The 17,229-nt window shown below is 68.2% G+C and carries 16 protein-coding genes; 3 read left to right on the top strand and 13 right to left on the bottom strand.

What is annotated here, in order from left to right:
* Positions 1 to 10: 10 nt before the first annotated feature.
* The 4 genes from QWJ39_RS08855 to QWJ39_RS08840 are packed head-to-tail and all read right to left on the bottom strand — an operon-like array spanning position 11 to position 4,366.
* Entirely contained in the window at positions 11 to 358 is a 348-nt protein-coding gene (locus QWJ39_RS08855) for a DUF3039 domain-containing protein (protein ID WP_290257420.1), read from the bottom strand.
* 21 nt (positions 359 to 379) lie between these two features.
* Complete coding sequence (locus tag QWJ39_RS08850; protein WP_290257419.1) at positions 380 to 1,480, bottom strand: NADH:flavin oxidoreductase/NADH oxidase; 1,101 nt, start codon at positions 1,478 to 1,480, stop codon at positions 380 to 382.
* A complete protein-coding gene (locus QWJ39_RS08845; protein WP_290257418.1) occupies positions 1,480 to 2,478 on the bottom strand; it encodes a tetratricopeptide repeat protein in 999 nt (332 codons plus the stop codon). Before QWJ39_RS08845 ends, QWJ39_RS08850 begins: the two co-directional genes overlap by 1 nt.
* A gap of 34 nt (positions 2,479 to 2,512) precedes the next feature.
* Positions 2,513 to 4,366: a hypothetical protein gene (locus QWJ39_RS08840; RefSeq protein WP_290257417.1), complete on the bottom strand. Its 1,854-nt coding sequence runs from the start codon at positions 4,364 to 4,366 to the stop codon at positions 2,513 to 2,515.
* A gap of 297 nt (positions 4,367 to 4,663) precedes the next feature.
* Here QWJ39_RS08840 and QWJ39_RS08835 point away from each other — a divergent pair, with 297 nt between their 5' ends.
* Positions 4,664 to 5,839 carry an AI-2E family transporter gene (locus QWJ39_RS08835; protein WP_290257867.1) on the top strand — a complete coding sequence of 392 codons (1,176 nt, stop codon included), beginning with the start codon at positions 4,664 to 4,666 and terminating at the stop codon, positions 5,837 to 5,839.
* 51 nt (positions 5,840 to 5,890) lie between these two features.
* Here the strand turns inward: QWJ39_RS08835 and QWJ39_RS08830 are convergent, their stop codons facing one another.
* On the bottom strand, positions 5,891 to 6,685 hold the full coding sequence (locus tag QWJ39_RS08830) for an alpha/beta hydrolase (RefSeq protein ID WP_290257416.1): 795 nt from the start codon (positions 6,683 to 6,685) through the stop codon (positions 5,891 to 5,893).
* A gap of 51 nt (positions 6,686 to 6,736) precedes the next feature.
* Complete coding sequence (locus tag QWJ39_RS08825; RefSeq protein WP_290257415.1) at positions 6,737 to 7,081, bottom strand: ATP/GTP-binding protein; 345 nt, start codon at positions 7,079 to 7,081, stop codon at positions 6,737 to 6,739.
* A 77-nt stretch (positions 7,082 to 7,158) separates the two neighbouring features.
* Between QWJ39_RS08825 and nucS the strand changes: the two genes are divergently transcribed.
* Both nucS and QWJ39_RS08815 read left to right on the top strand, forming a co-directional pair.
* Positions 7,159 to 7,854 (top strand): endonuclease NucS, encoded by a 696-nt coding sequence (gene nucS, locus QWJ39_RS08820; RefSeq protein ID WP_290257414.1) that lies wholly within the window; start codon positions 7,159 to 7,161, stop codon positions 7,852 to 7,854.
* A 284-nt stretch (positions 7,855 to 8,138) separates the two neighbouring features.
* Positions 8,139 to 8,342, top strand: coding sequence for a cold-shock protein (locus QWJ39_RS08815; RefSeq protein WP_003804766.1), 204 nt, complete (start codon positions 8,139 to 8,141; stop codon positions 8,340 to 8,342).
* Between the two features lie 95 nt (positions 8,343 to 8,437).
* Here QWJ39_RS08815 and QWJ39_RS08810 read toward each other — a convergent pair whose 3' ends face one another.
* The 7 genes from QWJ39_RS08810 to atpA all read right to left on the bottom strand — a co-directional run bounded on the left by QWJ39_RS08810 (position 8,438) and on the right by atpA (position 17,181).
* Entirely contained in the window at positions 8,438 to 10,936 is a 2,499-nt protein-coding gene (locus QWJ39_RS08810) for a DUF2156 domain-containing protein (protein ID WP_290257412.1), read from the bottom strand.
* Positions 10,933 to 12,303: an alpha/beta hydrolase-fold protein gene (locus QWJ39_RS08805; RefSeq protein ID WP_290257410.1), complete on the bottom strand. Its 1,371-nt coding sequence runs from the start codon at positions 12,301 to 12,303 to the stop codon at positions 10,933 to 10,935. The genes QWJ39_RS08810 and QWJ39_RS08805 overlap by 4 nt, the downstream gene beginning before the upstream one ends.
* A gap of 5 nt (positions 12,304 to 12,308) precedes the next feature.
* Positions 12,309 to 12,740, bottom strand: a complete 432-nt coding sequence (locus tag QWJ39_RS08800; protein WP_290257409.1) for a DUF2550 domain-containing protein — start codon at positions 12,738 to 12,740, stop codon at positions 12,309 to 12,311.
* Positions 12,741 to 12,750: 10 nt separating this feature from the next.
* The gene (locus QWJ39_RS08795) at positions 12,751 to 13,035 is read right to left on the bottom strand and encodes a F0F1 ATP synthase subunit epsilon (protein WP_290257408.1); all 285 of its coding nucleotides are present in this window, start codon (positions 13,033 to 13,035) and stop codon (positions 12,751 to 12,753) included.
* Position 13,036: 1 nt separating this feature from the next.
* The gene (gene atpD, locus QWJ39_RS08790) at positions 13,037 to 14,491 is read right to left on the bottom strand and encodes a F0F1 ATP synthase subunit beta (protein ID WP_290257407.1); all 1,455 of its coding nucleotides are present in this window, start codon (positions 14,489 to 14,491) and stop codon (positions 13,037 to 13,039) included.
* A gap of 82 nt (positions 14,492 to 14,573) precedes the next feature.
* Positions 14,574 to 15,467 carry a F0F1 ATP synthase subunit gamma gene (locus tag QWJ39_RS08785; RefSeq protein WP_290257406.1) on the bottom strand — a complete coding sequence of 298 codons (894 nt, stop codon included), beginning with the start codon at positions 15,465 to 15,467 and terminating at the stop codon, positions 14,574 to 14,576.
* Positions 15,468 to 15,543: 76 nt separating this feature from the next.
* Complete coding sequence (atpA, locus tag QWJ39_RS08780) at positions 15,544 to 17,181, bottom strand: F0F1 ATP synthase subunit alpha (RefSeq protein WP_290257405.1); 1,638 nt, start codon at positions 17,179 to 17,181, stop codon at positions 15,544 to 15,546.
* Between the last annotated feature and the right edge of the window lie 48 nt (positions 17,182 to 17,229).

Genomic DNA, 17,229 nt, shown 5'->3' with positions numbered 1-17,229 from the left:
ATGCCACGCCCTACTTGCCGGAGCCGCCGTCGTCACCGCCGGGGCGCAGCCCCTCGTAAACCTCTTTGCATTCGGGGCACACAGGGAACTTCTTCGGATCCCGTCCAGGGGTCCAGACCTTGCCGCAGAGGGCAATGACGGGTTCCCCGGAGAGGGCCGACTCCATGATCTTTTCCTTGCGGACGTAATGCGCGAAGCGCTCCCGGTCTCCCGGTTCCACTTCCTGGCGCAGTTCCTCACGCTCGATCGTCGCCGTCGACGTCCCGGCGCCGGAAAGCTCACGCATCGGGTCGTTGTCGAGGTCGTTGTCCAGGGCGTTCTGGGGGGCCGTCGTCAGGGGTTCCGTCATGCTGGTCATGGCTTCCATCTTAGCCGCTGGCTAGAACGTCCGCCGGGGCATGGCCCGTTCGTACTGCGGCGGCCAGGCCAGCTCGTGGCCCAGTTCGAAGGCCGCGCGCAGCCACCAGTGCGGGTCGCGCAGCGCCGCGCGGGCGATCAGCACGCCGTCGGCCTGGCCGGTCGCCACGGCGTGTTCCGCCTGGCCGGCGGAGGTGAGCAATCCCACCGTGCCGGTTTTGACGCCGGCCTCGCGTCGGATCTTGGCGCTGAAGCCGGTCTGGTAGCCGGGACCCACCGGAATCGTCTGGTGCGCTACGGCGCCGCCGCTGGAGACGTCCACCAGGTCCACGCCGCGCTCGGAGGCGGCGCGGGCGAGCCGGACGGAGGCCTCGGCGTCTACGCCGCCCTCGGCCCAGTCCGAGGCGGAGATCCTCAGCAACAGCGGCATCGAGTCCGGAATGACCCCGCGCACCGCGTCCACCACGGCCAGCATGAGCCGGTTACGGCCCGCCTCGTCGCCGCCCCATTCGTCGGTGCGGTCGTTGATCAGCGGGCTCTGGAACTGGTGCAGCAGGTAGCCGTGCGCACCGTGGATTTCGATGGTGTCGAAGCCAACCTCCACTGCCCGCCGGGCGGAGGCAACGAAGTCGGCGATCACGCCCTCGATCTCGGTCCCGGTCATGGCCGACGGCGGCGCGTAGCCGTCGAAGGCACCGGTGCCCGGGCCCACCGGGTCCCAGCCGCCCTCGGAGGCAGGGACGGTGCCGGTCTTGCCGGAGAACGGCCAGTAGCTGGAGGCCTTGCGGCCGGCGTGGGAGAGCTGGGTGCCGATCTTGGTCTCCGCGGTGCCGTGCCGGTGCACGAAGTCCACGATCCTGGTCCAGGATTCGGCCTGGGCATCGTTATAGAGGCCGGCGTCCCGCGGGCTGATCCGCCCGGCGGGGTTGACGGCGGCCGCCTCGGTGAGGATCAGGGCCGCTCCCCCGGTGGCGAACGATCCGAGGTGCATCAGGTGCCAGTCGGTGGGGACGCCCTCGGCGGTCTCGGGTTCGCAGCTGTACTGGCACATCGGCGAGACCCAGCCGCGGTGCTCGAGCCGCAGGGAGCGCAGGGTCAGCGGGCTGAAGAGTGCGGACGCCATTAGAACAGCACCCGGGCCAGGTTCTGGCGGGCCTTGGCCACACGCTCGTCGGTGGCGCCGACGACGTCGAAGAGTTCCAGCAGGCGCACCCGGGCGGTCTCCCGCTCCGGTCCGAAGTTCCGTCCGATGAAGGCCACCACCCGGCCCAAGGCGTCCTCCACGTGCCCGCCGGCGACGTCGAGATCGGCGACGGCCAGCTGTGCGTCCAGGTTGTCCGGTTCATCCGCGGCCTTGGCACGGACGGCGTCGGCGTCCTCGGTGGACAGGGCCTGCAGGCGTCCCATCAGCTCCACCTGGGCCAGGCCCACCTTGGCGTCGGCGTCGGCGGGCATCTCGGTGAGGGCCTGGCGGTACGCGGCGGCCGCACCGTCGAAGTCACCGGCCTCGATCGCGTCGAAGGCCTTCTGGTGCAGCGGGGGCAGCGGCGGGGCCTCGGCCTCCGCGGCGCCCGGACCGCCGCCGATCCGGCCGGTGACGCCGTTGGCCGCGGCCACCTTGAGGAGTTCATCGAAGAGGCTGCGGACCTGCTGCTCGTCGGCGCCGCCCTGGAAGAGCGGCACGGGCTGGCCCTTCACCACGGCGACGGCCGTGGGAACGGCCTGCACCTGGAACGCCTGGGCCAGCTGCGGGAAGGCCTCGATGTCGGCGGCGCCGAGAACCAGGCGGCCCTCGTAGCTGGTGACGATCTGCTCGAGGGCGTCCACCAGATCCCCGGACCCGGGTGAGTAGGCGGCCCACATGGCGATGACGACGGGCACCCGGGCGGAGAGATCCACCAGGTCCTGGAAGTTGGCCTCGGTGACGTTGACACGCAGCGGGGCGGCGCCGCCGTCTGCCGGCTGCTGGGCGGCTCCGGCCTGGGCGGCCCCGGCGTGCGTGGACCCCGGTCCGGCGGGCGGTGCGGGGCGTTGCTTCAGCGACGAAAGATCGACGGCGCCCCGCAGGTTGATCGGGTTTGCGGCTGCGGGCGGGACCGGGCGGGATGCGGGCGAAGTCATGGAACCACTCTATCGACTCCGCCCGCGGCCGGGACTACTTGAAGCTCGCCCCGACCAGGCCGCGGGTGGCGGCCACCAGCTTCATCGGATCCTTGGACCCCGCCGGCGGCACGTAGACCGCCACGGACTCGGCGAAGTTCAGGACCATGCCGGTGCTGGTTTCCTTGCCGCCGGCCAGGGCCGCGGCGTCGTCCCCGATGGTCAGCTTGTCGCCGGAGTTCTTCGGCGTGCCGTCGAAACCGAAGTTGAGCCGGCCCAGGACCAGGGCCCCGCCGTCGGCGGTGCGGAACACCACGGTGTCCTCGGGAACGGCCTTGTGGGTGAAGGCAAAGTTTCCGTTGGCACCGGACTTCACCACGTCGGCCTGGTAGGCCAGGGTGTCGGCGATGTACGGCGAGGACTGGCCCTCGGCGAGCTTGTCCTTGAAGGCCGAGTCGGCGTTGGTCAGGCGGTCGCCCAGGCCGGCGAGGGCCTCCTGGCCGCTGTAGAGCAGGCCGGACTTGTCGTCGGCGCCCAGCGTCTCCGTGCCGCCGCGGTTGATCGCGGGGAAGGTGGTTCCCGGCTGCAGCGGCGTCGCACCCACCAGCTTGTAGTTCTCGCGCGGGGACGCTTGGACCAGCGTCAGCAGCTGCGGGACCACGTTGCCGTCGCCCTGGGTGACTGCCATGACGGAGCGTGGCCAGTCTCGCTTGGAGCTCACCACGGTGGTCAGCAGCTTGGTGGCGCGCACGGGCATCCGGGATTCGTAGCTGCCCACCTGCGAGCGGATTTTGTAGTTCTGCGTGCGGACCTCGAGTTCGGTCCCGCCGACGCGCGGGGCGAGCTTGGCCGCGTCCTTGGCGGCGTCACCGGCGTCCGTGGCCGCGGAGACCTGTTCCAGGATCCGGCGGAACTGGGCATCCAGCAGGATCGGGGTCCCGCCGGCGGAGGGGGCGGCCGTGCCGGTGCTTCCGCTCGGGGCGGGCGACGGCGACTGGCTGGCCTGGGCGGCAACGCCCGTGCCGGCGACTGCGGTGGCGGTCAGCAGGGCCACGGCCGCACCCGCGGCGCGGCGGCGCGTGGACAGGGTTGCGGCCCGGGGGGCCTGTCCGGTGTCCCCGGCGGCCGGGGTGGAGCCGGCCTCGCGGGCCTTGGCCCGGTCGGCGGCGCGGGCCCGGGCCCGGCGCGCGAAGGCGCTGCCGGCGGTGGCTTCCTTGGCCTCGACGTCGCCGGAGCCGGAGTTATCGGAACCGGAATCATCGGAACCGCCGTCACCGGAGGTGCCGGAGCGCGGCGAGCCCTGCTTGGGCTTCAGCACCAGCAGCGCGACGCCGCCCACCACCAGCAGCCCGCCGATAACCATCAGCGGGATGGCCCACGGCGTGGAGGTGTCATTGGGGAAGGTCATCGAAATGTCCGAGGGGGCGGCCTTGGTGCCGTCGGTGGCCAGCAACAGCGACCAGTCGCCGTCGGCCGGCGGAGTCCACGAGTAGTCCAGCTCGCCGTTGGCGTTCTCGGTGGAGACCCAGAGGTCCGAGCCCGCGGGCGACGGCGCGGTGGCCTCGCCGTCGGCGTGCTCGACGGTCAGGGACTTGCGGTCCTCGGAGAGCCCGGAAATGGTGTTGTGGGCCGTCTTGCCCACCCAGGCGTTGACGTCGTCGGGGCGGCCGGAGGCCAGCAGGAAGTTACCTTCACCCTTGACGTGGATCTTGACCGTGCCGCCGTGCAGGGTGCGCAGCTTCTGGTCGACCACCGTCAGCGGCGCGGCGGTGCCGTTGGCCGGGACGCTGGCCGTCACCGTCGCCTGCGGAGCCCAGATCGTCTTCTGCCCGATCCCCGCCAGCAGTGTCAGGAGGCCGAGCAGCACAAGTGCAACTGCAGTCTTGAAACGCAAAATATTACCTATCATCAGCGGACACGTAGTTTTAAGAGTAACCGTTTTGTTACCTCCGAGTCAGATCGGGCGGCTTGTCAAGCCCCTTTCCCGGCCCGTCCCGGCCCGTCGATCCGCCCGGTAGCAAGGCTGCTGATAGTGTTTGCGGTGATCGTCACACCGGCCCCGCAGCCGCGGAATTCCGGGGAAAATTGAGAGAAAAAGGCTTGCAGCGCAGTGACTGACCCCACGGATTCGTCCCCCTCAGGACAGGCAGCTCCCCCGGAATCCGTCGCGCGGCCTGCCCAGGCTCCGGCCGGGTTCCTGGCCGCGATGGCCCGCCGCCTGCGGCAACCCCTGCCCGGCGCACAGCCCCGGCTGCGCTTCGATTTGCCGCCCGAGCAGCTGGACGACGCCGACGCCGCTCTTGAGGACACCGAGGAGACCCGCTTCGGCCGTCCCGGGCCGCGGATTTCCGCGCAGCATCCGCTCTACGTCGGGTTCATGGGGACCGTGGGCGTCGGCGTGGCCTTGCTGGTCTACTGGATCGGCTCCAACATCACCCAGCTGCTGCTCTGGATCCTGACGGCACTCTTCATCGCCCTGGGCCTCGATCCCGTGGTGCGCTGGCTGGAGAAACGCAAGGTGCCCCGCCCGGCCGGCATCCTGGTCTCGGTCGCCGTCCTGGCCCTGGCCGTCGCCGGGTTCTTCGCCACCCTGATCCCGACCATCGTGGCTCAGGTGACCCAGATCGTCCAGGAGGCCCCCAAGTGGATCCAGGACTTCATCGACTCGGACTTCTTCCGCAGCCTCGACAGCCAGTTCGGCGTCCGGGACCGGATCACGCAGGAGCTCGAGAAGTTCGTCAACAACCCGGACGCGATGGGCGGCATCTTCGGCGGCGTGGTGGGCGTCGGCTCCACCATCGCCAACGGCCTCTTCGGCGCCCTGATCGTCCTGGTGCTGAGCCTGTACTTCCTCTCCGCGATGCCCTCGATGAAGCTGTGGGGCTACCGCCTGGCTCCGCGCTCCCGCCGGCCGCGCGTGGAGGCCCTGTCCGAGGAGATCACCGGCTCGGTCGGCAACTACGTCATCGGCCAAGTCTGCGTGGCACTGCTCAACGCGCTCTTCGCCTTCATCGTGATGACCATCGTGGGCGTGCCGTTCGCGGTGCTGCTCGCCTTCGTCGTGGCGCTGCTAGCCTTCATTCCCCTGGTCGGCGGCATGATCGCCGGCATCCTGGTCACCCTGATCGCTCTGACCGCCGGCTGGCAGACCGCCGTCGTCTTCGCGATCTGCTACTTCGCCTACCTGCAGTTCGAGGCCTACTTCGTCTCGCCGCGCATCATGCAGAAGGCCGTGGCGGTGCCCGGCGCGGTGGCGGTCATCTCGGTGATTGCCGGCGGCAGCCTGCTGGGTGTACTCGGCGCGCTGATCGCGATCCCGACGGCCGCGGCCATCATGCTCCTGGTCAAGGAAATCTTCATCGTCCGCCAAGACAAGCACTAACCCCGGCAAGCACTAACCCGGCAAGCACTAACCCCGGCAGGCGCTCACCGCTCAGGCGTGCGCCGTGGCCACCGGGCCGTCCCACTCCTCGGGGAGCGGCTGCGCCGTCCCCGGCAGGACCTCGGCGACGATCTCGTTCAGCACCCGTCCGGCGTACTTCTCCCCCACCCAGAGGTGCTTGGCGCCGTCGACGCCGACGACGTCGGCCTGGGGCACCAGGGCGAAGCGTTCGGCCGCGGCGGCAGGCTGCAGGTAGTCGTCGTGTTCGGGGACCAGCACCTTGAGCGGCTTGCCCGCGGCAGCCCATTCCTTGAGGTGCACGTCCGTGGCGCGGTGCAGCGGGGGCGAGAGCAGGATGGCGCCCTCGATCTCTCCGGCTACGGGATCCACCGCGCCGTACATGAGCGCCAGCTCGGTGCCAAAGGACCAGCCCACCAGCCAGCGGTTCGGCAGGCCACGGTCCACCGCGAACCGCACCGCCGCCTCGACGTCCATCCGTTCGCCGATGCCCTCCTCGAAGCTGCCGCCGCTGGTTCCCCGGGGCGAGGACGTGCCTCGGGTGTTGAAGCGCAGCACGGCGACGCCGGACAGGGCCGGCAGCCGGTAGGAGGCCTTGCGGTAGACGTGCGAATCCATGAAGCCGCCGTGCGTGGGCAGCGGATGCAGGGTGATCAGGGTGGCCCGGACCTCGCCGGACTCCGGCAGCGCGAGTTCGCCCACCAGCAGGTGACCGTCCGCGGTGCGCAGCTCGATGTTCTCCCGCCGTGCCGGCAGCACCGTGGCGGCCCGGATGGGGGTCGGGGCGGCGGGCTGGGTGAAGTCGTACGAGGCCGGGTCGAAAGTCATGCCCTCCAGCTTAGCGAAGCTACGGGCGGCACCCGCGGGAGCAGTGAGCGCCTAGCGGTACCGGTATGTGCGCGAGGTCCAGCAGTTGGTGTGCCAGTGGCGCCGTTCGGCCAGCCCGGCGGCGGCACCGAAGAGATGGTCCTCGGACCAGACCACCAGGTGGGCGGTTCCGGGCGGGACGGCGTGGAGACATCCAGGGCAGACATAGGTCTTGCCGGCGCGGCTGGCCGAGATGGACCGGACCATCCATTCACCGTCCGGGGCGCTTTCCCGGCGGGCAATCCCGGTCCGGGCGCGTTCCAGGTCCAGCTCGGGCACCGGCCCGCCGTGCTTGCCGGGCTGCCGGGCGCCCCCGTTGCCCGGGGCGGGGCGGCGGGGGCGGTTGGAACGGGGCATGGTCCCATTCTGCCCCAGCGGGTCCCCGGACGGTGTCCAAGCCGCGGCGCCTCCCCGCTGCCGGTAGTGTTGACCGGGTGCGTTTAGTGATAGCCCGTTGCTCCGTTGATTATGTCGGCCGGCTCAAGGCCCACCTCCCCCTCGCCACCCGCCTGCTGGTGGTCAAGGCGGACGGCTCCGTGCTGGTCCATTCCGACGGCGGTTCCTACAAGCCGCTGAACTGGATGAGCCCGCCGGCCCGGCTCCGGGTGTCCACCCCGGACGAGGTCGACGTCGAGGTCGGCGTGATCGAGCAGTGGACCGTGCAGTCCACCAAGACCGACGACCGGCTGATCATCAACATCCACGAACAGCTCCATGACACCTCGCACGACCTTGGCCAGGACCCTGGACTGATCAAGGACGGCGTGGAGGCGGACCTGCAGCGCCTGCTGGCTGACCAGATCGAGACCCTGGGCGAGGGATTTTCGCTGATCCGCCGCGAGTACTTTACCGCGATCGGGCCGGTGGACATCCTGGCCCGCGACGCGAACGGCGGCACCGTCGCCATCGAGTTGAAGCGCCGGGGCGACATCGACGGCGTCGAACAGCTGACCCGCTACCTCGAACTGCTCAACCGCGACCCGCTCCTGGCTCCCGTTCGCGGTATCTTTGCCGCCCAGCAGATCAAGCCGCAGGCAAGGGTCCTCGCCACCGACCGCGGCATTGATTGCGTAACGCTGGACTATGACGCGATGCGCGGTGTGGACGACAGCGAATCCCGCCTCTTCTAAGCGCGGCAATTGCACCGCAATCACGCACCAATTGGTTCACCAGCTTGTTACATAAAATTTGTGGATTTATCAGCCGCGCCCGTTGACCTGACTGTGGGGGCATGAAATTCTTAGAACAGTCTTTGTGTAGGTGTTTTTCATGCTCGCAAGACATGTTGCGAGCGTGAAGCTCCTGACGCCGAAACCCGGAGTACCGGGCGGATGCCAAGGTTCTTCCCGCGGAGTGACTAAGCCCGGCGTAAGGTGCGCCGGACTTTCTCAAGTTCGACAATGAGGAGAATTAAATGGCTCAGGGAACCGTCAAGTGGTTTAACGCTGAAAAGGGCTTCGGCTTCATTACCCCGGATGACTCCGACGGCGACGTCTTCGTCCACTACTCCGAAATCCAGACCGGCGGGTTCAAGACCCTCGATGAGAACCAGCGCGTTCAGTTCGAAATCGGCCAGGGTGCCAAGGGCCCCCAGGCCACCGGCGTCACGGTCGTCTAATGAGGTCTTCAGGAATGCGCTAGAAGCATTCCCGGCTGAAGAAAATGATCCCCGGCTTTTGCCGGGGATCATTTTTTTGCGTTCCGCCGTCCCCGCTAGCGCACGAGCGTCCGCAGCAGCCGGGCGCTCTGGCGCACGGACAGGTCGGGCAGGTAGGCCCGGCTGAGCGCCCGGCCTATGGCCGGAAGCTGCAGCGGGTCCTGGTAGTACAGGTAGAGCGTGCGGTACTCCGGCTTGAAGCGGGACTTGAACGTCGCCAGCGAGCGGAAGCCGTAGACCGGTTCAAGCGCCCGGCCCACCACGTCCAGGATCCCGGCCAGGCCCTCGCCGCCGGCACCGTCGGAGTCGTCGTCGCGGGCCTCGTCGCGGGATTCGTCGCGCGCCAGCGGCGATCCGGAGAGGGAAATGACGTCCACCGAGTCGCGCAGTTCCGTCACCGCCGAGGCGATCAGGAACTCCATCACCCCCGGGAAGGCGTCGCCGCGGCGCCGCATGAAGTCCAGGGTCCAGCTGACCAGCGCACCGCCGTCGTACACGGGGAGCCAGCTGGTGACGCCCTGCACCCGGCCCTCGGCGTCCACGGCCAGGCAGCACAGCACCTCGTCGTCCATCAGCTCGTCCAGGCCGCCCAGGGTGAAGCCCATCTCGGGAACGGACTTCCGGGCCGCCCATTCCTCCGAGACCTCGCTGAGCTGCGCGCGCAGCGCCGGCGAGAAGTCGCGGTAACGGCCCCAGACGGCGTGCACTCCGGTCTTGGCCGCGCGGTTCATCGCCGTGCGGACGTTCTGCCACTCCTTGCCCTTGAAGGTCAGCTCCTGCAGGCCCAGGCGCGTCTCCTGGGCAACGGCCAGCCGCCGGAAGCCGCGGGCCTGCAGCAGCGGCCAGATTTCATCCGTGCAGGAGTAGAAGCACGGAATCAGGGCATTGTCCGCGCAGAAGTCCAGGAACCCTTCGGCGGTATCCAGCCGGTTCGCCGCGGGTCCAAGCGGTCCGCCGAGGGTCAGCGCCACGTTGTTGTGCTGCTGATAGGCCACCGCACCGCGGGCGGCCTGGTTGAACCAGAACTTGTTCGGCTCCCAGAGTGCCATCCAGGAGAGCGAGTCGCCGCCCTGGTGCACCAGCCGGCGTGCCACCTCCCGGTCGCCGTGGCCGGCGTCGGTGCCGTGCGCCCGGCGGAGCAGCACCAGCCACACCCCGGCCAGCGCCACCACCCAGAAGGCGATGCCGGAGTAGGCGAAGAGGAAGGCCTCCACGGGATTCCGGTCCTGGAAGACCCGGTTGTAGGTCCCCGGGATGGGCAACGGCAGGTACTGCCGCGCCAGCTCGGCCGCCAGGCCCAGCCAACCGCCGTCGCGCTCCAGTCCCCCGGCGGCGAACCAGGCGCCGGTGTACGCGCCGGCCAGGACCAGGAAGGTCCCGCTCACGGTCAGGGCCAGGGTCCGCCGGGCCCGCCGGGTGGTCTCGACCCGGAAGAGCCGGCGGTTGGCGAACAGCAGCAGCACTAGCGCCAGGGGCACCGCCGCGAGCGGCAGGATGTGCACGAAGCCCGAGCCCATGATGGCCGTGTGTGGCCGGTTGGGGTAATGCGGGATGCGGGCGAACAGGGCCAGGTAGACCGCGGCCAGCGCCGTCACGCCCAGCTGGACCAGGATGGCGATCCGCAGCGCCAGCTGCCGTCCGTGCCGCATGCCATCGGCGCAGATCAGCAGGAGGACCACCGGCACCACGGCCAGGGCCAGGCCCAGTGGCCCGGCGAAGCCCAGCCGGCCCGCCTCCAGGCACGAGGCATCCACGGCGCCGCCGCAGTTCTGCTCCAGCTGGTTCAGCGTGGGCAGCGGGTTGAGCACGACGTCGCGCAGCAAGGCCAGCGGACCGTTCGCGGTCCGCACCACCGCGGTGAGGATCGGCCCGACGGCGAAGATCGCCACGGTGAGCGAGAGCAGGTTCCGGGTCTCGCGCCCGGTGGATCGGTGCCGCTGCAGGGTACCCTTGTCCCCCTGCAGCCACCACCCGGCCAGCAGGCCGACCACGGCACCGGAGAGGCCCACCACCGTCTCGGGGTGGCCCACGTAGAGCACCAGCAGCAGGGCCACGGAAAGCACCGCGGTCCGCAGCCGGCGCTGCCACAGGGTGGGCAGCAGCCCGCAGGCGGCCAGAGCCACGGCGAGGATCGCCGCGTAGGGTCCTATCAGCGGGGCATCGACCATCAGGCCCAGCCAGCCGTCCCCGGCGTAGCGCGCCAGCTGCGTGACCAGCAGGAACAGAGACACGGCGGCGAACTGGCCGGCGAGGAAGAACACGGCCGTGCGGAGCGAGCCCACCCGCCGCTCGGCGACGCCCATCAGGCCAAGGATCATCAGCGACGCCGCGAGGTACGCCAGCGGGTTGGTGGCGAAGAACAGCGAGGTGAACATCGTCCACCAGTGCCCGGCCTGCAGCCCCTGGACGCTGACGGAGGCAAAGTCCAGCAGCGGTTCCGGCGGCCCGGCGAGGAAGCTGCCGGTGGCCGCACCGGCAAAGAGGAAGAGGGCCAGGACCGACAGGGTGACGGGGAGCTGACGGGCCTGCCGGAGGATGCCGTGCAGCCCGCTCACCGTTTGATCCCCCACCGCTGGGCGAGGAAGTCCAGGCCGCCGGGCATGCCGCGCGACGCCGCTTCCCAGGAGTGCCCGGCGTTGGCGATCCGGTGGTCCTCCACGGTGAAGCCGGCCTTCCGTGCGGCCCCGGCGAGCAGGGCCATGTACTCGATGAACTCGGGGTCGCGTTCGCCGGCGCCGAAATACACGGCGTTGCCCTCGTACCGGCGTTCCTGCATCAAGCGCAGCGGGGTCTGTGCCTCGAAGGCCGCGGTGTCGCCGCCGAAGGAGGCGTCGATGGTCTTGCGGCGCTCCTTGGCCAGGGACGGCTCCTTTTCGCTGGAGAACGCCAGGGCGGCGCTGTACACCTCGGGGTGGCGGGTCACCATCTCCATGGCACAGGTGGCGCCGAAGGAGAATCCGCCGGCGGCCCACTGGTGCGGGTCGGCGTCGACGTCGAGGGTGGCCCGGATCCAATCCGGCACGTCGCGGGAGAGGAAGGTATCGGCCTTCGCGATGCGGCTGTCCATGCAGAGCGTGTTCCCGGAAGCGGACCCGTTGGGGTCCACCACCACCGCGATCGGGGCCACCCCGCCGTGGTCCGCGGCGAAGCGGTCCATCCGGCTGCGCAGGGCGCCGCCGGTCAGCCAGTCGGCCGGGGCCCCGGGCTGGCCGGAGAAGAGGACCAGGACGGGCAGCGCGGGCCGGGGTGTGGCCCTGTACGCCGGCGGGAAGTAGATGTAAGCGTCGCGGCTCTGGAAGCCTGACGCCGTGCCGGGAATGGTGGCCTTGCGGACCGTGCCGTCCGGCGGCAGGCCGTTCGGGGCCGTCCAGTCGGCCAACGGAACCGCGGCGGCTCCCCCGGGCTGCCTACGCAACGCGTCCTCCAGCACCGGAATGCGCGCGACGGCGGTGCCGGTCAGGTCGCTCACGGTGTGATTGAGGCCGAAGTAGGAGTTGATCTGGACGGCGGAGAGCAGCAGCACGCCCAGCAGGGCGGCCGTGGCCACCGCGGTGGCGCGGATCCGGTGCACCACCGGCAGGACGGGTCCGGGGATGGCCGCCAAGAAGGGCCGGCGGCCCCAGATGCCGTGCAGCCGCAGCAGCCAGAACAGCAGGGCCGCGACGCCGGGAACACTCCAGGCGAGTGTCTCCCAGGGCAGTTCCTCGGGGAAGACGGACAGGACGTAGATCAGGAGGAGGTGGACTCCGGCGACCAGGCCGGCGCCCAGCAGCAGGGCAGAGCCGACGACCACCGCCGTCGCTCCGGGGGTATGCCGGCGGCCGCTCTTCCACAGCAGGTAGGCGGCACCGGCGGCCGCGGCAGCCCAGGCAACCCAGAGCACCGGCCCGTCCACCAGCCGGATGTCTTCGACGAAGTCCAAGGCGGTTAGCGCCAGGTGCCGACGCCGATGACGGGGCCGGCCTCAAGCCAGGAAGAGAGCCCCGTGTACGCGTCGAAGCGCATGGCCAGCAGGACGTCCCGGCCCTCGTAGCGCAGTTCGACGATGACGGACTCCGGCTGCACCTTCACCAGTTCGGTTTCGGTGGGTGGACGCCGGCCGATCAGCTCCAGGGAGCTGCGGCGGAAGGTGTATTTCGGACGGACGCTCAGGGAGGCAAGACGGAACCACTCGAGGTCGTTGTCCTGATAACGACAAACCCCCATCTGCCAGCTGTTTCCAGCTACGCAAATGGAGGCGTCCACCGTGCCCAGGGCGCGCCGCAGATTAATGCGGCGCACCCCGGAGAGGCACAGTGCAAAGACCAGCAACGCAAACGCCGTTGCCAGAATGATGAACGGAAGACCAGTATCGTCCATCAAGGTAGGGCTAGCGGATCCCCGCAGTAGCCGAATCACCCATCTGGGCGTTGTCGGCCACGATCACCACGCGGTTGTTGTCGACGGAGAAGAATCCGCCGTCAACGTCCACTGCGATGCGGTCACCGGAAACAGGCTCGATGGCCAGTTCACCTTCGGCCAGAATCGCCAGCAGGGGCGAGTGGCCGGGCAGGATTCCGATTTCACCATCGCTGGTGCGGGCCTTGACCATCTTGGCCGCTCCGGACCACACGAAGTGGTCCGCTGCGACAATCTCAACCTCAAGCTCAGCCATATTACTTGGTCTGTTCCTGGATCTTGGCCCACTGGCGCTCGACGTCATCCAGGCCGCCGACGTTGAAGAACGCCTGCTCTGCGATGTGGTCCAGCTCGCCGTCGCAGATCGCCGCGAAGCCTTCCACGGTGTCCTTGATGGACACGGTGGAGCCCTCGACGCCGGTGAACTGCTTGGCGGTGTAGGTGTTCTGCGAGAGGAACTGCTGGATACGGCGTGCACGCGACACGACGATCTTGTCCTCTTCGGAGAGTTCATCGACACCGAGGATGGCGATGATGTCCTGGAGTTCCTTGTTCTTCTGCAGGATCTGCTTCACGCGGACGGCCGTGTTGTAGTGGTCGTTGCCGATGTACTGCGGATCCAGGATGCGCGAGGTCGACGTCAGCGGGTCAACTGCCGGGTACAGACCACGGGAAGCGATTTCACGGGAGAGTTCCGTGGTCGCGTCGAGGTGTGCGAAGGTCGTTGCCGGAGCCGGGTCGGTGTAGTCATCCGCGGGAACGTAGATGGCCTGCATCGACGTGATGGAGTGGCCCTTGGTCGAGGTGATGCGCTCCTGCAGGAGGCCCATCTCATCGGCCAGGTTGGGCTGGTAGCCCACGGCGGACGGCATGCGGCCGAGGAGGGTGGAAACCTCGGAGCCTGCCTGGGTGAAGCGGAAGATGTTGTCGATGAAGAGCAGCACGTCCTGGTTCTGCACATCGCGGAAGTACTCCGCCATGGTCAGGGCGGACAGGGCCACGCGCAGACGCGTTCCCGGCGGCTCATCCATCTGGCCGAACACAAGGGCGGTGTCCTTGAGGACGCCTGCCTCTTCCATTTCGACCCAGAGGTCGTTGCCTTCACGGGTGCGCTCACCCACGCCGGCGAACACCGAGGTGCCGCCGAAGTTGCGGGCAACACGGGTGATCATTTCCTGGATCAGCACGGTCTTGCCGACGCCGGCGCCGCCGAACAGGCCGATCTTGCCACCCTTGATGTACGGGGTGAGGAGGTCGATGACCTTGATGCCGGTCTCGAGCATCTCGGTGGAGCCCTCGAGGGTCGCGAAGGCGGGGGCCTTGCGGTGGATCGGCCAGCGCTCGGAGACCTGCAGTTCGGACTCCGCAACGTCCAGGGGCTGGCCCAGGACGTTGAAGATGTGGCCCTTGACGCCGTCGCCGACGGGCACAGAGATCGGGGCACCGGTGTCGACCACGGTGGTACCGCGGACCAGGCCGTCGGTCGCCTGCAGCGAGATGGCGCGGATGAGGTTGTCGCCGAGGTGCAGCGCAACTTCGAAGGTGATGGTCTTGGTCTCACCGTTGAGAGAAATCTCGGTGGTGAGAGCGTTGTAAATCGAGGGGATTGCGTCAGCCGGGAATTCGACGTCGACAACCGGGCCAATAACACGTGCAATACGGCCGGTGGCACCGGACGTCGCGGCTACGTGTTCGGTAGCAGTGGCAGTCATCTCTCTCACTTCACTCAGTAGATGGCGTGGGCGGTTAAGTTCGTTCTGTGGTGCAGGTACAGCTGGGCCCGTGACGGGCAGGCTAGGACGCGTTCAGTGCGTCGGCGCCGGCCACGATCTCGGAAAGCTCCTGCGTAATTTCAGCCTGGCGGGCAGTGTTGCGCAGACGCGTGTACTTCTTGATGAGCTCCGTGGCGTTGTCGCCGGCGGACTTCATCGCGCGCTGGCGGGCTGCGAGCTCGGAAGCTGCGGCCTGCAACATGGCGGCGAAGATGCGTGACTCGATGTAGCGCGGCAGCAGGGCATCGAGGACCTGCTCCGTCTCCGGTTCGAATTCGTAGAGCGGCAGCAGCTCCGACTCGGAGGCAGCCTGTTCCTCGACGACCTCCAGCGGGAGCAGACGGATGACCGTCGGTTCCTGCGTCACCATGGACTTGAACCGCGTGTAGACGACGTGGATTTCGTCCACACCGCCCTCTTCGTAGACCTCGGCGAAGTCGGCCAGGAGGGCCTCGCCCACCTCGCGTGCGGTCTCGAACTGCGGAGCGTCCGTGTTGCCGGTCCAGACCCGCTCGTACGGACGGTTCCGGAAGTCGAAGTACGCCTGTGCCTTGCGGCCCATGAGGTACATCTTGACTTCCTTGCCCTCCTCGTGGAGCAGCTCGACGAGGCCTTCGGCCTGCTTGAGCACGGTCGCGGAGTAGGACCCGGCGAGGCCGCGGTCGGAGGTGATGACCAGCACGGCGGCCCGGCGGATCTGCTCCGGCTCGGTCACCAGCGGGTGGTCGATTTCGCTCTGGCTTGCGACAGCAGAAACGGCACGCGTAATCGCGTTTGCGTAAGGCAGTGAAGCCGCTACGCGTGCGCGGGCCTTGCCGATGCGCGAGGTAGCGATCAGTTCCATCGCCTTGAAAATCTTGCGCATCGACGTCGTCGAGCTGATCTTCTGGCGGTAGACCCGAATCTGGGCTCCCATACTTATCCTTTCCTAAGCTTCCGTTGGGCCGGGACTGCCGGACCCTTGAGGGATCCGGCAGTCCCGGCCTACGGAACTAGCGCTTCTGCTTGACGATTTTTTCCTGGTCGACCTGGTCTTCATCGATCGGGGCGTACTCCTCGTGCCCCGCACCGACCAGCAGGCTGTCGCCCTCGCCGAAGAAGCCCTTCTTGAAGTCCACAATCGCGGTCTTCAGTGCTTCTGCGGTGTCGTCGCTCATCACGTTGGTCTGAGCCAGCGTGGTCAGGATGGAGGACTTGTGCTTGAGGTGCTCCAGGAACTCGGTCTCGAAGCGGTTGATGTCCTCAACCGGAACGTCGTCGAGGTAGCCGTTGGTGCCGGCCCAGATGGAAACGACCTGGTCCTCAACCGGGAACGGCGAGTACTGGCCCTGCTTCAGCAGTTCCATCAGGCGTGCGCCACGGGTCAGCTGCTGGCGCGAAGCCGCATCCAGGTCCGAGGCGAACATGGCGAAGGCCTGCATGTCGCGGTACTGGGCCAGTTCCAGCTTCAAGGTACCGGAGACCTTCTTCATGGACTTGACCTGGGCGGCGCCACCGACGCGGGACACGGAGACACCGACGTCGACGGCGGGACGCTGGTTGGCGTTGAAGAGGTCCGACTGCAGGAAGATCTGGCCGTCGGTGATCGAGATGACGTTGGTCGGGATGTAGGCGGACACGTCGTTCGCCTTGGTCTCGATCAGCGGCAGACCGGTCATGGAACCTGCACCGAGCTCGTCGGAGAGCTTTGCACAACGCTCCAGCAGACGGGAGTGCAAGTAGAAGACGTCGCCCGGGTAGGCTTCGCGTCCCGGCGGGCGGCGCAGCAGCAGCGACACGGCGCGGTAGGCTTCGGCCTGCTTGGACAGGTCATCGAACACGATGAGGACGTGCTTGCCGCCGTACATCCAGTGCTGGCCGATGGCCGAACCGGCGTACGGGGCCAGGTACTTGAAGCCGGCCGGGTCGGATGCCGGGGACGCCACGATGGTGGTGTACTCCAGCGCGCCGTTATCCTCAAGGGTCTGGCGGACCGCCGCGATGGTGGACGCCTTCTGGCCGATGGCGACGTAGATGCAGCGGACCTGCTTGTTCACATCGCCGGAAGCCCAGTTGGCCTTCTGGTTGATGATGGTGTCGATCGCGATGGCGGACTTGCCGGTCTGGCGGTCACCAATGATCAGCTGGCGCTGGCCGCGGCCGATCGGGATCATCGCGTCGATGGCCTTCAGGCCGGTCTGCATCGGCTCGTGGACCGACTTGCGCTGGGTCACGCCCGGGGCCTGGAGTTCCAGGGCACGGGTGGTCTCGGCCTTGATCTCGCCGAGGTCGTCAATCGGCTGGCCCAGCGGGTCAACCACGCGGCCGAGGAAGGCGTCGCCCACGGGTACGGACAGAACCTGTCCGGTGCGGTGCACTTCCTGGCCTTCTTCGATGCCCTTGAAGTCACCGAGGACGATGACGCCGATCTCGCGGACGTCGAGGTTCTGGGCGAGGCCCAGCGTGCCGTCTTCGAAGCGAAGCAGCTCGTTCGCCATGACCGAGGGGAGGCCCTCAACACGGGCGATGCCGTCACCTGCGGTCGTTACACGGCCAACCTCTACGCGCTCTGCGTTACCGGGTTCGTAGGACGCCGCGAACTCGTTCAACGCATTACGGACGTCGTCGGCGTTGATGGTCAAATCGGCCATCTGCAGTCCCTGCTCTCCTGTTTTCGTGATCATCGTTGCTCACGATGA

The organism is Arthrobacter sp. YD4 (genome assembly GCF_030410515.1).
Taxonomy (GTDB): Bacteria; Actinomycetota; Actinomycetes; order Actinomycetales; family Micrococcaceae; genus Arthrobacter.
Note: the sequence above shows the minus strand (reverse complement) of the source record. Positions and strands in the feature narration are given on the sequence as shown.

What these genes read in the sequence shown, in the direction of transcription:
- QWJ39_RS08785 (WP_290257406.1), bottom strand. Translation starts at nt 15,467, where the DNA reads ATGGGAGCCCAGATTCGGGTCTACCGCCAGAAGATCAGCTCGACGACG.
- QWJ39_RS08830 (WP_290257416.1), bottom strand. Translation starts at nt 6,685, where the DNA reads ATGACTTTCGACCCGGCCTCGTACGACTTCACCCAGCCCGCCGCCCCG.
- QWJ39_RS08800 (WP_290257409.1), bottom strand. Translation starts at nt 12,740, where the DNA reads ATGGACGATACTGGTCTTCCGTTCATCATTCTGGCAACGGCGTTTGCG.
- atpA (WP_290257405.1), bottom strand. Translation starts at nt 17,181, where the DNA reads ATGGCCGATTTGACCATCAACGCCGACGACGTCCGTAATGCGTTGAAC.
- QWJ39_RS08825 (WP_290257415.1), bottom strand. Translation starts at nt 7,081, where the DNA reads ATGCCCCGTTCCAACCGCCCCCGCCGCCCCGCCCCGGGCAACGGGGGC.
- QWJ39_RS08795 (WP_290257408.1), bottom strand. Translation starts at nt 13,035, where the DNA reads ATGGCTGAGCTTGAGGTTGAGATTGTCGCAGCGGACCACTTCGTGTGG.
- QWJ39_RS08855 (WP_290257420.1), bottom strand. Translation starts at nt 358, where the DNA reads ATGACCAGCATGACGGAACCCCTGACGACGGCCCCCCAGAACGCCCTG.
- atpD (WP_290257407.1), bottom strand. Translation starts at nt 14,491, where the DNA reads ATGACTGCCACTGCTACCGAACACGTAGCCGCGACGTCCGGTGCCACC.
- QWJ39_RS08840 (WP_290257417.1), bottom strand. Translation starts at nt 4,366, where the DNA reads ATGATAGGTAATATTTTGCGTTTCAAGACTGCAGTTGCACTTGTGCTG.
- QWJ39_RS08850 (WP_290257419.1), bottom strand. Translation starts at nt 1,480, where the DNA reads ATGGCGTCCGCACTCTTCAGCCCGCTGACCCTGCGCTCCCTGCGGCTC.
- QWJ39_RS08815 (WP_003804766.1), top strand. Translation starts at nt 8,139, where the DNA reads ATGGCTCAGGGAACCGTCAAGTGGTTTAACGCTGAAAAGGGCTTCGGC.
- QWJ39_RS08835 (WP_290257867.1), top strand. Translation starts at nt 4,664, where the DNA reads ATGGCCCGCCGCCTGCGGCAACCCCTGCCCGGCGCACAGCCCCGGCTG.
- QWJ39_RS08845 (WP_290257418.1), bottom strand. Translation starts at nt 2,478, where the DNA reads ATGACTTCGCCCGCATCCCGCCCGGTCCCGCCCGCAGCCGCAAACCCG.